This window comes from Streptomyces sp. NPDC044984, from assembly GCF_040646935.1.
Taxonomy (GTDB): Bacteria; Actinomycetota; Actinomycetes; order Streptomycetales; family Streptomycetaceae; genus Streptomyces.
Map to the genome: position 1 here is coordinate 49615 of NZ_JBEZBE010000010.1, position 13509 is coordinate 63123.

Below are 13509 nucleotides of genomic sequence, written 5' to 3' on the forward strand. Positions count from 1 at the left end.
GGCGCGACCGGTGGCGGCGGACTCGGAGGAGAACCTGTGCGGTGGAGCGCGGGGTACGTCGCGACGACGTACCCCGCGCTCCGGTGGTCACGGTCGGGAAGGCCGGTTGGTGTCGGGGATCTCGAGGTGGATGCCCCGCCCCTCGGAGAGGAAGAGCAGGACGAACCTGCGGATCGCCTCCTCCACGGTCCAGGCCGCCTGCGGGACCAGGGGCAGCGGGATGAGCCCCTCACGGAAGGCCACGAGCAGCGGCCAGGCGGCGCTGATCAGCGGCTGCCAGAACGGCTCCCGGTCCAGCCCGATCAGGTCTCCGGTCCGGTCGCCCAGCGTGTACCGGGAGAAGGCGTTGATCAGGGGCCGGGTGAGGCCGGCGTCGAGTTCGGCGACGATGTCGAGGAGCACGTCGGTCAGCTCGATCCCCTCCGGTGTGGAGGCCAGGATCGGGTCCAGCACCTGCCGGGACTGGGCGTCGGCCTCGTCCCAGGACGAGGGGATGTACTCGTCGAGGACGCCGAGCATGTGCGCGGTGACCTGCCACACGTGCAGGAAGCCGTCCGACTCCGCGGAGCTGACCGGCACCCGCCACTCCTTTAGCTTGCGCATGACAAACGTGGAGAGGCTGTGCCAGGTGACCATGATGTCGGCCTGGCTGATGGGGATCGTCTGGCCGCCGCTGGTGCGGGACCAGCCGGGAGACTGCGGCAGCAGATGCCGCACCGCCGCGTGCACCAGCCGGGTCTTCACGGCGGTGACGATCATCCCGCCCTGCGGCTGGTAGGCGTCCAGGTCCCCTACGTCGTAGCCGAGCTGGGCCGTCTTCGCGATGCGGTCCTTCATGTCCGCACCGCCCTTGGAGTAGTAGACGGCCCGGGCCTCCCGCGGGATGGCCGTGCTCATCAGCCCACTGCCCAGCCCGTACAGGGCGCCGGTGTAGATCCCCTTCTTCTTCGTGAACTGCGCCGCGGCGGCGAGCTTGCGCGGGTCGGTCCAGGACGGCAGCTGCCGCGCCTTCTCCATGAAGTCGCGCAGGTCCGCGGGCAGTCCGGACGGCAACGGCTGGTCGTTGCGCGTCCACTTCCGCAGCGCCTCGTTGACCCGGGGCACGTCACCGCGGTCGATCACGGCGGCGAGAACGGGGTCGGCCTCCTCGTCCCAGACCCAGTCGGGGTCGCCCCCCGCGCCCTTGCCCGCGACCGAGCCGCTGGGCGCCCACGTCCATAAGGACCGCGCCTGGGCCGGCGAGGCGGCTCCCACCGCCCCGAGCGCTCCGAGCGCTCCTCCCATGATCAGCATCTTGCGCCTGCTGAGATCGTCCATCGCTTCGAACTCCTCCTCGAGTCTGCTGACGCTCACTGTGGTGCGGGAGGACCGCGGCGCGTCTCCCCGCTGCGGGGCACACGCACGGGGCGGACCGGTCTTCGCCGGGTCGCCCCACGGGTCCTCCGCCGGATCCGGAGTCAGGTGGGGCGGTTGGTCTCGGGGATCTCGATGTGAGTGCCCCGTCCCTTGGTGAGGTAGAACAGGATGTACTGGCGTGCGGCCTCGTCGATCGTCCAGGCCAGGGGCGGTACCAGCGGCAGCGGGATCAGCTTCTCGCGGAAGGCGACCAGCTTCGGCCAGGCGGTCGCGATCGCCTTCTCCCAGAACGGCTCGCGGGGGATGCCGTCCCAGTCGGCGACCTGGTCCCCGACGAGGTACCGGGCGAGCGCGTTGACGAGGGGGCGGTCGATCCCACCGGGGCTGGTCTGCTCGGCGAGCTGCCGCAGCAGGATGTCGGTCAGTTCGACGCCCTCGCGGGTCGAGGCGAGGACCGGGTCGAGGACCTGCTCGGACTGCGCCTCGGCCGCGTCCCAGGTGGCGGGGATGTACTCGTCGCGGATGCCCAGCAGGTGTGCCGTGACCTGCCAGAGGTGCAGGTAGGCCGATGATTCCGCCGGCGTGATGGGCACCTTCCACTCCAGCATCTTCCGCATGGCGTAGGTGGGAAGGCTGTGCCAGGTCACCAGCATGTCCTGCTGGCTGATGGGGATCGTCTGGCCGCCGCTGGTGCGGGACCAGCCGGGAGACCGCGGCAGCAGATGCCGTACCGCCGCGTGCACCAGCCGGGTCTTCACGGCCTGCACGATGACGTCGCCGTCGGGCCGGTAGGCGTTCAGATCGCCGACGGCGAACCCGAGCAGGCTCGTCTTGGCGACCCGGTCCTCCATGTCGGCGCCGCCCTTGGAGTAGTAGACGGAGCGCGCCTCGCGCGGGATGGCGGTGCTCAGCATGCCGCCGCCCACCCCGTTGAGCAGATTGAGGTAGAGCCCCCTCGACTTGTTGAACCCGGCCGCCGTCTCGAGCTCGGCCCGGTCCGCCCAGGACGGCAGCCGCCGCGCCTTCTCCATGAAGTCGCGCAGGTCCGCCGGCAGTCCGGACGGCAACGGCTGGTCGTTGCGCGTCCACTTCCGCAGCGCCTCGTTGACCCCGGGCACGTCACCGCGGTCGATCACGGCGGCGACCAGCCGGTCGGCCTCCTCGTCCCAGACCCACTCCGGGTCCAGTCCCGCTCCCCGGCCGGCCACGGAACCGCTCGGCGCCCACGTCCACAGGGACCGCGCGCGGGCCGGCGACGCGAGGCTCAGCACCCCGAAGGCTCCCAGAGCGCCGCTCGCGGACAACATCCTGCGCCTGCTGAGTTCGTCCATCGCTTCGAACTCCTCCTCGAGTTCTGTGGGACCGACGTTCGGGTTGATACGATGAAACACATAGTGCGTCGTTGTTGCATCAGGGGAGCACATACGCGCCGTGAACGCCAGAGGCCCGACAGGATCGGGGAGCTCAGGATCGTCGGACCGGACGCCGTCGCGCCGTCGACGACCGGTGACGGTGGCCGCGCTCCGGCCGTGGTACGGCAGTTCGTCGCGTCGCGACTGCGGCAGGAGCGGCTCGCGGGGCATGTCGCCGACGACGCGGACGTCAACCTGGCGGCCGAGACGACGGTCCGCCTCCCCCGCCAGGCCCGTCACCGGCGACACCGGTTCGACGCGGTTGTCGCGCTCCCTCTCCACCGGTGGGCGAGTCCCGCCGATCCGGACACACGGGGAGCCCACGGCGCCTGCGACGGAGACCGGCAAGAGACCTTATTGGCCGTCCGTCAATAAATGCACTCAACACCAAATCCCCTTCCGGACGTGCTTGTCGGGGATTTCTCGGAGCAACGCCGATCCGGTCCGGAGCATCGGGCACGACTCTATTGACTCGCAGCCAAGAGCGGTTCATGGTGGGGACCCGCTCAGGAATCCACTCACGGTTCGCGAGGGAGGGAGCCCGTCGTGGCCACAGCAGAGCAGCTGCACGAATCGGTCGAAGGGCTGACGATCACCGCATTACTGCGCCGCAACGCCCAGCAGTACCCTGAGCGTCCGGCGCTGACCACCGGCATCGGTCCGGACGCCGGAACCCTGTCCTGGTCGCAGCTGCGCGCCGAGGTCGCCGCCCTCACCCGCGGCCTGTCGGCCCTCGGCCTGGAGCAGGACGACCGCATGCTCATCGCGATGTCCCGGCGGGCGGAGCACTGGATCACCGAACTGGCCGCGGTACACGTCGGCGCCCTGCCCTGCAGCACGTACGACACGCTGAGCACCGAGCAGATCGGCGCCGTGGCACGGCACAGCGCGGCCACCGTCCTCGTCCTGGAGGGCCGGGAGCAGATGCGGCGCTGGCAGCCCGTCCTCGACGACCTGCCGAGCCTGCGCGCCGTCGTCGTCCTCGACCGGGAGGCCGCCCCCGCCGGCGATCAGCGCTTCGTCGGCTACCCGGCCGTGCGCGGTGCGGTACCTCCCGACGACGACGCGTTCGAGATGCTCACCGACGCGGTCACCAGCGACCGGCCGCTCACCCTCGCCTACACCTCCGGCACGACCGGTGACCCCAAGGGCGTGGTGCTCTCCCATCGCAACGTGATCCACGAGTCGCTGATGCAGGAGGAGCTCTTTCCCGTGCCCGGCCACCCGCGGTCGGTCGCCCACCTGCCGTTGGCACACGTCGCCGGGCGGGTGCTCGGGATCTACATGCCCGTCTGCAACGCCGGGCACGTCACGATCTGCGCGGAGCCCGAGCAGCTGCTGCCCACCCTCGTCGCGGTGCGCCCGCACGGCTTCTTCGGAGTGCCCCGGGTGTGGGAGAAGCTGGCCGCCGTCCTCCGGGCGACCCTCGACGCGCTGCCCGGAGACGCCGGCACGGCCGTGGAGCAGGCCCGGAAGACCGCCCTCGAGGTGTACCGCCTCCGCTCCGACGGCAAGGACGTCCCGGAGGACCTGAACGACCCGCTGGAACAGCTCGACACGCAGGTGATGCGGCCGGTCCGGGCCGCCATCGGGCTCGACGAGTGCGTCAGGGCCTTCAGCGGCGCGGCGCCGGTCCCGGCCGCGGTGCTGGAGTTCCTGGCGAGTGTGGGCCTGCCGGTGTACGAGGTGTGGGGTCTGAGCGAGACCACCGGGGCGGCGACCGTCAGCACCCCCGGGGCGTTCGCGCTCGGCTCGGTCGGGCGGCCGGGGCCCGGCATCGAGGTCAAGGAGGCCGAGGACGGTGAGCTCCTCGTCAGGGGACCGGTCGTGTTCGCCGGCTACCTCCGGTCCGACGGTCGCATCGAGTCCGCGACCGACGCGGAGGGCTGGCTGGCCACCGGCGATGTCGGGACCGTCGACTCGCGAGGCCTCGTCACCGTCACCGACCGCAAGAAGGAGCTCATCGTCACCGGCAGTGGAACGAACGTCTCCCCCACCCGGATCGAGTCCCTGTTGCGTGCGCACCCGCTGGTCGGCCACGCCGTAGCCGTCGGGGACCGCCGGCGCTACGTCACCGCGTTGCTGGTACTGGACGACGAGACGGCCCCGCTGTGGGCGCGGGCCAACGGCGTCGCCGACGCGTCCGACCTCGACGCGCTGGCCCGTCATCCGACGGTTCTCGAAGCTCTCGACCGGGCCGTCGCCGAGGCGAACGGGGTGCTCTCGCGCGCGGAGCAGGTGAAGAAGCACCGTGTCCTGGCGGGCCCCTGGACCGCGGAGACCGGCGAGCTGACGCCGGAGCTGAGCCTGCGCCGTCGCGCCATCGACGAACTGCACGCCGCCACGATCGAGTCGATGTACACATAGGTCGTCGTATCGCGACCACGAAGGGACACCAGTACATGGGCGTTCAGCGCCAGGCCCCGCGCCGCAGGATGGAGCCGGACGCCCGGCGGGCCGAGATCCTCGGTGTCGCCCGCGCGCTGTTCGGGGCGAAGAGCTACAGCACGGTGTCGATCGCGGACATCGCGGCCGAGGCCGGTGTGGCCCGCGCCCTGGTCAGTCACTACTTCGGCGGGAAGCGGCAGCTCTACCTGGAAGTGGTCCGGCAGATGATGGTCGTCCCGGCGTCCGTCTCCCAGCGGCTTCCCCCGACCACCGCCGAGGAGCGTGTGTCGATCTGCGTCGACCGCTGGCTCGAAGTCGTGGAACGCAACCGGGAGATGTGGCTCTCCGCGATCGGTCTGGAGGCCCTGGGCAACGACCCGGAGATCGACCGGATCATGCTGGAGGCCGACGAGATCGCGACCGACCGCGTCCTCGAGGCCGCCATGATGGCCGACGTGAGCGAGGGCCGGGAGAAGCTCCGGGCCATGATCCGCGCGCACGGCAGCATGCTCAAGGCCGCCTCCCGCGAGTGGCTGGTGCGCGGCACCCTCAGCCGCAGCGACCTGCACGTGATGCTCACCCGCACCGTACTGCACCTGGTCGACACGGTCTTCCCCGCGCTGCGGGACGAATGACGGCGCCGGGCCGGCTCGGCAGCGCGATCCCGGAGGCGTACGGCGGCGCCGGTCAGGGGATGACCGACCGCTGCCTGTTCCCGCAGGAGACTTCCTACGGGCCGGCGTCGATCAGCGGTTTCGGCACCACCGTCGTCGCGGCCGCCGCCTGCGAGAAGTCCGGCACCGGGGAGCGGAAGCGCGTCGTCCTCCAGGGTGTCGCGGACGGGCGGATCGAGGCCGTCGCCATGCCGGTGGTGCGGTGAGGACGGTGGCCCCGGCCCCGAGTGCGACGGCGAGCTTGACGCCGGGGGGCCGCGAGCCGCCCATGCCCGCGGCCCGGCTGCGCGCTCCGGACACCGGCCGCACGCGGACGCTCGTGGTTCTGTTCCCGTACGGCTTCCGTCTCGGAGTCGCGCATGCCGCGAGGCTGCTGGCCGGCGACGTCCGTGAGCGGCTCAAGGATCTGAGCGTGCCGGAACGGGCGGGGCGGATCGTGGTGCCGGCCCACTCCACGGCGGCTTGGTGGCCCGTTATCGGCTGGGCCCTCTGGAGGGGTGGCCGCCTGCCCGGAGCGGTGTCCGGCGCACCGGGCTCCCTCCGGCCGTGGGCAACTCTTCGCGCGGTCGAATGCCCCTGCATGCCGGCGGAAGAACTAGCCGATGTCCTCGCACCGGGGGACGGCACATGACTCGGCACGACGTCCGCGCGGGGCGGGCCGTCACGGAGGGTCCGGACGTTGTGGCAGGGCGCGGAGACGTCCGCGAGGACGTCGGAAGGACATCGGAAGGACGTCGGAAGGACGTCGACGACGCGCTCCGGAACGCACACTCGAAAGCACCCGCGTCGTCTTGGCCCCGTCCGGCCCCGGATCTCGGCCTCACGACAGCCATGCTCCGCCTTCGGTCCGGCGCCTTGTGCCACTTCACGGATTCGAAGGGAGCCGTGCTCGGCGAGGACCCGAGACGGGAGAGGGGCAAGGGCGGGGCGGGAGGATGCCGGGCAGCTCGGCATGCCGGTATGACAGTTGACAGCGCCAATGCAGCACGTCAAAGTCCCGGCGTGAACGAGATCAACGATCTGACGCCGACCGAGGTGCGTGTATGGCGCGCCTTTCCGCGAGGCGAGTCCGTGGACTTCCGCGCCGCCGAGAACGAGGATCCGGCGCTCGGCGACGCCTGGGGCGCCGAGCGGACCGTACGGGCGAGTGTGCTTCGGACGCTGCTGCTCAAGGCTCCGCAGGAGGAAGGGGAGATCGCCGCGCTCAGGATCTCGGGGGCGCGGATCACCGGCGTACTGGACCTGAAGTACGCCACGATCGACGCCGCCATCCGGTTGAGCCACTGCCGCTTCGACGACGTTCCCGACCTGTACGGTGCCCAGCTGCGCCAACTCAATCTGAGCAACTCCGTTCTGCCGGGCCTGACCTCGGCGTCCTTGCGGGTCGAGGGGGTGCTGTGGTTGACGGACTGTCGGATGCTGGGGCCGGTGCGACTCGGCGGAGCGCAGATCTCCAGGGCACTGTTCATGGAACGGGCGCAGTTCACGGCACCGGACGACTCCGAGCCGGTGCTGCAGCTCAACCAGGCCGTGATCGGAGGTGACTTGTGGGCGCCGGAGATGCGCGCGCACGGACAGGTACGGCTTACGGGCGCCTCCGTCGCCGGACGGATCAACGTTCAGGACGCCGAGTTCGACAAGCCCGGCGGCACCGCGCTGGACGCGCAGAACCTCAGCGTGGAAGCCCATGTACGGGCGCGGTGCGTACGCGCGCGGGGCCGGATCGAGCTCCGGGGCTCGCGCATACCGGGCCGTCTCGACCTGCTCCACGCCCGCCTGTCGCACCCGGGAGACACCGCCCTGCGGGCGAGCAGTTGTGTCATCGGTGAGCTCTGGCTGCGCGGTGGCGATCGCATCGAGGGAGCCCTGAACCTGCGGCGCTCTCAGATAGAGATCCTGACCCTCGAACCGGAGATGCTGCCGGACCGGGTGCATCTCAGCAACCTCACGTACACCGTACTCGCCCCGCACGAGCCCGCCGAGCGCCGCCTTCCGATGCTGGAGCGGGACGACGACCGGTACGAGCCGTACAGCTACGAGCAGTTGACGGCGGCCTACCGCCACGTCGGTGACGACGACGCGGCCCGGCTCGTCCAACTCGCCAGGCAACGCCGCCGGCGCACCACGCTCACCTGGTACGGACGGCTGTGGGGGTACGTTCAGGACGTCACCGTCGGCTACGGCTTCCGCCCCTTGCGCGCGGCCGTCTGGCTGCTGTCCCTCATGACCATGGGATCGATCGCGTACGGCCTGGACCACCCACGTCCCGTCAAGGCGGACGAGGCTCCTGACTTCAACCCTGTCTTCTACACCCTCGACCTGCTCCTGCCGGTCGTCAACTTCGGCCAGGAGCCGGCGTTCGCCCCCGACGGCTGGTATCAGTGGCTGTCGTACGCCCTGATCATCACCGGCTGGATCCTGGCGACGACGATCGTCGCGGGCGTGTCCCGTACGGTCAGCCGCCAATGACCCCCCTGCTGGTCGCCCGCGGCACCCACAAGTCCCGAGCTCCCCGCGAAGACCCCCACCCGCGCGGCTGCTTCGCCGGCCGGGACGATGACGGATGCGTCGTCCTCGCTGTCCCGCCTCGGCTCTCCGCCGCACTCGCCGATGCCGAGCGGTCCCGGTTGCGGGACGGCGCGGTCGCGCGGGCCGCGCGGCGCGTCCACGTGCGGGGCCTGACGGGCCTTCTCGCTCAGGAGGACGACAGCCACGGAACAAGTGCTCTGCGCCGAAGGGCTCGCCCCGGCGAGCGCGTGTCGGCAGACTCCGGGGCATGATCAAGAGAATCGAGTCCTCCGCCCACCGGTGAGCGAGACCCCCGGGACCGGGCTTCCCGGCTCCAGGACGACACTGTTCCAGCACGCCCTCCGGCTGCACGAGCCGGCTCCTGACGCTCCACTGCCGCGTGACGGCGAGCCGTACCCGGGCCGGGAACATCGCCGCCGTGGACCGCGACCGGACCATCCACGTGATCGTGAGCAGGCCGGGGCCGAGGTCGCGACCGGACGGGGCGGACCGTCCCCGTGCCGCCCGCGCCCAGCTCTTGCTCGACGGTGTGGACACCGGTCCGCCGCGGCAGGTCCGTGCCGTTCCCCATCACCTGCACGCCTCCCCCGCGCACGATCACCCGTACGTGACGCCGCCCGGTGCATCCCGGTGGATCTCCGGTCCCGCGTGACCGTCCGACGGCGTGGCCGAGGACACCGCCCGGCAGTCCGGGAAGCCGGGTTCAGCCGCCGCGCCGTACCCGGGCCGCCTTGCGGGCCTCCGCGAGCTTGCGGGCCTCACTGCTCTTGCGGGACGACCTGCCGCCGGAGCCGCTCTTCGCGTCCTTGGCGCTGCCCAGGCCGCGGAACGGGACGTTGTGGTTCTTGGGGCGCGCCACGGCCGACCCGCCGTCGAGGGACTCTCCGGAGGGGGCCCTCGCGCCGGTGATCCGACTCAGCTCCGCCTCGCCGGACCGCACTCTGGTGACCTTGGGGGCGACGCCGGCGTCCGCCATGACCTGGCTCGTCTCGCGGCGCTGTCCCGACAGGACGAGCGTCACGACGGTGCCGGAGCGGCCGGCCCGCGCCGTGCGGCCCGCGCGGTGCAGATAGTCCTTCGGGTCGGTGGCCGGGTCGACGTTGACCACGAGGTCGAGGTCGTCGACGTGCAGGCCGCGTGCGGCGACGTTCGTCGCCACCAGCGAGGTGACCTGCCCGTTCCTGAACCGGTCCAGGGTCCGGGTGCGTTGCGGCTGGGACTTCCCGCTGTGCAGGGCGGCGGCGGCCACGCCGCTGGCCCGCAGATGCCGCGTGAGCTGGTCGACGCCGTGCTTGGTGTCCAGGAACAGCAGGACGCGGCCGTCCCGGGCGGCGATCTCCGTGGTCACGGCGTACCGGTCCGGGCCGTGCACGACGAGGACGTGGTGCTCGATCGCGGAGACCACGCCGGACGAGGGGTCCACGGAGTGGACGGCGGGGTCGCGCAGGTAGCGCTGCACCAGCTGGTCGACGTCACGGTCGAGGGTGGCGGAGAACAGCATCCGCTGCCCGTCGGAACGCACCTGGTCCAGGATCTCGGTGACCTGCGGCAGGAACCCCATGTCACACATCTGGTCGGCCTCGTCCAGGACGACGATGCGCACACGCCCCAGCCGGCAGTCCCCGCGCTCGACGAGGTCGTGCAGCCGTCCGGGCGTGGCGACGACGATCTCGGCGCCGTCCCGCAGCGCGGCGGTCTGCCGTCCGACGGACACTCCACCCACCACGGTCGCGAGCCGCAGTCGCAGCGCCTCGGCGTACGGAGTGAGCGCCTCACCGACCTGCTGCGCCAGCTCCCTGGTGGGCACCAGAACGAGCGCCAGCGGCTCTTTCGGCCGCGCGCGCCGCCCTGCCGTCCGGGCGAGCATCCCCAGGCCGAAGGCGAGCGTCTTGCCGGATCCCGTACGGCCCCGGCCCAGGACGTCCCGTCCCGCGAGCGCGTCCGGCAGCGCAGCGGCCTGGATGGGAAAGGGCACCGTCACACCGTGCTCGTCGAGCACCCGCAGAACCTCGGCCGGCAGCCCCAGTTGCGCGAAGGACGCCACCGCGGGCAGCGCCGGAGCGGCCCCTGACGCCTCGGACACACGGTCCTGCCGCCGGGCATCGGTACGTGCTGATTCGCTCACAGAAAGCCTTCCTCCGAGGGACCGTACCGAGGAAGGCCCGGCAGGGACGCGGTCACCGGCCGGGACACCAACACAGCGACACCGCAAACAGCCAACGCTAGCACGGAGCACGCCGTGGGCCTCCCCCGGCCGCGCCGCTCAGCCGAGGAACAGCAACCGGGCCCGCCTGCGCGGATCCTCCCGGCGCGCCCCCACCCACCAAGATCCGGACCAGGAGCGGACCGGCTTCGCCGCCCCTCCGGCGATTTTCCTCATTTCCGCAGGTCAGCGGCGGAATGGGCCGTGCACCGCGAACAGGCGAAGAACATCCTTTGTTCCTGCAGCCCGAAGAAGCCCGGGGTCTTCCGGAGTCCGAAGCCGGATCGCCCGCAGGCATCGTCGCGCTCCGGGCGACCCGATCCGGCGAGCGCGCCCACCCACAGCATCCCGCATGGCATCCTCTTGGCACGGCGAAATAATTCATATTTAACGTTGGGGTCTTCGCCGTCTCTCCCACTGGAGCTTTCTGCCACAGGCTGATGCGGACGCGGCCGGCGCGCAGCGGCGCGGCCGAGGAGCCGCCGCATGCGGCGGGCGCCGGGGCGGCCAGCAGACCCGTTCCCGCCCCGATCCCGGCGCGCAGCACGCTTCTGCGGCCGGGATCAGGCACGTCCCTCTCCCCCGCCGGTCAGGCGCACCCGCGGTACGGCCACCAGTTCGGCCGACTCGACGGCGGCGCGGGTGCGGGCGGCGTCGAACCCGGGGCGCACCGAGGCGTCGACGTGGACGCGGGCGGCGGGGTCGAGGGGCAGGACGCGGATCTCCAGACCGTGCCGGACGGCCGCGCCGGCGAAGCGGCGCAGCCCGATCTCCCAGTCGGGCCCGTACCAGAAGTGGTCGGCGACGAGCCGCCCGTCGAGGTAGGCGCGGGCGGCGTCGCCGGTGTAGCGCAGTCTCAGCAGCACCTCGCCGTCGCCGTCCAGCGCGGGGGCGGGGACGGTGAGGCGGAAGACGGCGGCCTTGTCCCAGTCCGCCTCGCGGGGTGCGGAGGCCCGGTCGTGGGATCCGCCGGTGCGTGCGGGCGCGGCGACGGCCCGCTCCCGCACGGTCTCCAGGACCGGCTGCGGCAGCCGGGGGGCCTCAGCCAGCGGCCAGCGGGTGAAGACGCCGTCGGCCACCGGCTCCCCGGCGCCGCTTCCGTCGAGGGATGCGGGGGCCGGCAGCAGGGCGACCGACGGCGCGGTGGAGGCGATGTGCAGGCGCAGTTCGTCGCCGTCCGCGAGGACCACGTCGTCGCTGAGGACGAGCCGGTCCTGCCCGAAGACGTGAACCCGGTTGAGCCGGAGCGCCTGCTCGGGGGCGAGCACCAGGACGCGGGCCCGGCCGGACGGGCCGGTGAGGGTCAGCAGCGCCGAGGTGCCCGGTTCGGTGACGGTGACCAGTGTGGTCCCGTCGGCGGTGTCCACCCGGGCCGGGCCCCGGACCTCCACGTCGGCGGGCAGCGCCAGCGACACCGGGATGCGGTCGGTCGCCGCGAGCACGGTCAGCGGAAGGCCGTCGGCCTCGAGCCGGGTGACCGGCTGGGCGACGGCCCACTCCAGGCGCAGGCCGGCGCCGAGGTCCAGGCCGATCGGCCAGACGAAGTGGGCGCCGGAGGGGACGCGCACCGGCTGGGCGGGCAGGGTGACGGTGCGGCCGCTGGGGAGGGTGACGTCGAACCGGACGCCGTCGTGGTCGGGCAGTGTCTCGTGCGGCTGGTGGTTGTTGACGAAGAGGAAGCCCTGGTCACCCGCCGAGCGGACGGCCCAGCGCAGCGTGGAGCGGTCGTCCAGCGAGGCCGGCTGCCGGTCGGGCAGTTGCAGCGGCATCCGGGCCAGGTCCGCGCCGTAGGCGTGCAGGAACAGGTGCTGTTGGCGCAGCGCGTGGAAGGACGGCCGGACCTGTCCGTACTCGCCCAGCGGGGCCTGGAAGTCGTAGGTGACCGTCGGCAGGTCGTTGGGGTAACCGGTGTCGTGGCTCTCCTGGTTGGGCTCCTTGAGGTCCACGCGCTGCGAGCAGCCGTGGTAGAGGTAGTAGCCCTGCCAGACCGAACCGCTGCCGAGCTTGGCCAGCGCCAGCGAGGTGATGTCCGCGGCCGGCACGATCGGCCTGCGGTGGTAGGCGATCGCCATGCCGCCGCCCAGCTCGCAGGTGGCGTACGGGTAGCGGCGCGCGTCGGGGCCGGTGCCGGTCGGGGCGCTCGAGCGCAGGTCGGCGCCGATGGCGTGGTCGTCGCGGATCGGCGTGAAGAAGTAGTGCCGGCGCATCTCGCGGGTCCACCCGTCGTGCGCGTCCTCCCAGAACGCCTCCGGGTAGCCGCCGTACAGCGGCAGCAGGATGTCGGCGGGGAGGTCCGCGGCTCCCCAGGCGGTCGCCGTCCACAGCGGCGCGCGGATCCCGGCGTCCTCGGCCATGCGCCGCAGCGTGGCCAGGTGCCCGGGCCGGTCGTACAGCTCGTTCTCCACCTGGACGGCCACGATCGGGCCGCCCTCCTCGTGGAAGAGGCCGCGGAGCTGGTGGGAGATGTGCCGGTAATAGGGGTCGACCAGGGCGAGGTAGGCGGGGTCGTCGGTGCGCGGGGCGCAGTCGACGTCCTCCAGCCAGTCGGGGAAGCCGCCGTTGCGGCACTCACCGTGGGACCAGGGGCCGATGCGCACGGCCACGGCCAGGCCGAGCTCCGCGCACAGCGTCACGAAACGGCGCACGTCCAGGTCGCCGTCGAAGCGGTAGGCGCCGCGGTCGTTCTCGTGCTGGTTCCAGAACAGGTAGGTGGCCACCAGGTCGATGCCGCCCGCTTTGATCTTGAGGAGTTCCTCGCGCCACTCGGCGGCGGGGTAGCGGCTGAAGTGGAACTCCCCCATGACCGGGATCCACCTGCGGCCGTCCCGCGACAGGCTCCGGCTGTCGACGTCCACCGGGAGGGGGACGGCAGGAGGGCTGCCCATGGGGAGGTGTCCGGCCAAGGGCTCGGAGGGGTCGTGGGCGTGCAGGGACAACATGACAGGCG

9 protein-coding genes are annotated in these 13509 nt (G+C 72.0%); 4 read left to right on the top strand and 5 right to left on the bottom strand.

The annotated features are described in order from the left end of the window. Positions 1-87: 87 nt before the first annotated feature. Both AB0A94_RS13320 and AB0A94_RS13325 read right to left on the bottom strand, forming a co-directional pair. A complete protein-coding gene (locus AB0A94_RS13320; protein ID WP_361743317.1) occupies positions 88-1317 on the bottom strand; it encodes an oxygenase MpaB family protein in 1230 nt (409 codons plus the stop codon). Between the two features lie 140 nt (positions 1318-1457). Beyond that, positions 1458-2687 carry an oxygenase MpaB family protein gene (locus tag AB0A94_RS13325; protein ID WP_361743320.1) on the bottom strand — a complete coding sequence of 410 codons (1230 nt, stop codon included), beginning with the start codon at positions 2685-2687 and terminating at the stop codon, positions 1458-1460. Between the two features lie 627 nt (positions 2688-3314). Here AB0A94_RS13325 and AB0A94_RS13330 point away from each other — a divergent pair. From AB0A94_RS13330 to AB0A94_RS13345, 4 genes are all read left to right on the top strand, one after another. Next, positions 3315-5135, top strand: coding sequence for an AMP-dependent synthetase/ligase (locus AB0A94_RS13330; protein WP_361743323.1), 1821 nt, complete (start codon positions 3315-3317; stop codon positions 5133-5135). A gap of 35 nt (positions 5136-5170) precedes the next feature. After that, positions 5171-5791 carry a helix-turn-helix domain-containing protein gene (locus tag AB0A94_RS13335; RefSeq protein ID WP_361743326.1) on the top strand — a complete coding sequence of 207 codons (621 nt, stop codon included), beginning with the start codon at positions 5171-5173 and terminating at the stop codon, positions 5789-5791. Further along, entirely contained in the window at positions 5788-6036 is a 249-nt protein-coding gene (locus tag AB0A94_RS13340; RefSeq protein ID WP_361743329.1) for an acyl-CoA dehydrogenase family protein, read from the top strand. The genes AB0A94_RS13335 and AB0A94_RS13340 overlap by 4 nt, the downstream gene beginning before the upstream one ends. A 796-nt stretch (positions 6037-6832) precedes the next feature. Next, positions 6833-8299 carry a membrane-associated oxidoreductase gene (locus AB0A94_RS13345; RefSeq protein WP_361743332.1) on the top strand — a complete coding sequence of 489 codons (1467 nt, stop codon included), beginning with the start codon at positions 6833-6835 and terminating at the stop codon, positions 8297-8299. Here AB0A94_RS13345 and AB0A94_RS13350 read toward each other — a convergent pair. The 3 genes from AB0A94_RS13350 to AB0A94_RS13360 all read right to left on the bottom strand — a co-directional run bounded on the left by AB0A94_RS13350 (position 8209) and on the right by AB0A94_RS13360 (position 13501). Then, positions 8209-8544: a hypothetical protein gene (locus AB0A94_RS13350; protein WP_361743335.1), complete on the bottom strand. Its 336-nt coding sequence runs from the start codon at positions 8542-8544 to the stop codon at positions 8209-8211. The two genes, AB0A94_RS13345 and AB0A94_RS13350, sit on opposite strands and share 91 nt — an antisense overlap. Before the next feature lie 518 nt (positions 8545-9062). Beyond that, positions 9063-10442 (bottom strand): DEAD/DEAH box helicase, encoded by a 1380-nt coding sequence (locus tag AB0A94_RS13355; RefSeq protein ID WP_361743703.1) that lies wholly within the window; start codon positions 10440-10442, stop codon positions 9063-9065. A gap of 683 nt (positions 10443-11125) precedes the next feature. Next, the gene (locus tag AB0A94_RS13360; RefSeq protein WP_361743338.1) at positions 11126-13501 is read right to left on the bottom strand and encodes a beta-galactosidase; all 2376 of its coding nucleotides are present in this window, start codon (positions 13499-13501) and stop codon (positions 11126-11128) included. Positions 13502-13509 lie beyond the last annotated feature (8 nt).

Coding starts and splice junctions, on each gene's coding strand:
- AB0A94_RS13335 (WP_361743326.1), top strand. CDS start 5,171: ATGGGCGTTCAGCGCCAGGCCCCGCGCCGCAGGATGGAGCCGGACGCC.
- AB0A94_RS13360 (WP_361743338.1), bottom strand. CDS start 13,501: ATGTTGTCCCTGCACGCCCACGACCCCTCCGAGCCCTTGGCCGGACAC.
- AB0A94_RS13320 (WP_361743317.1), bottom strand. CDS start 1,317: ATGGACGATCTCAGCAGGCGCAAGATGCTGATCATGGGAGGAGCGCTC.
- AB0A94_RS13340 (WP_361743329.1), top strand. CDS start 5,788: ATGACGGCGCCGGGCCGGCTCGGCAGCGCGATCCCGGAGGCGTACGGC.
- AB0A94_RS13325 (WP_361743320.1), bottom strand. CDS start 2,687: ATGGACGAACTCAGCAGGCGCAGGATGTTGTCCGCGAGCGGCGCTCTG.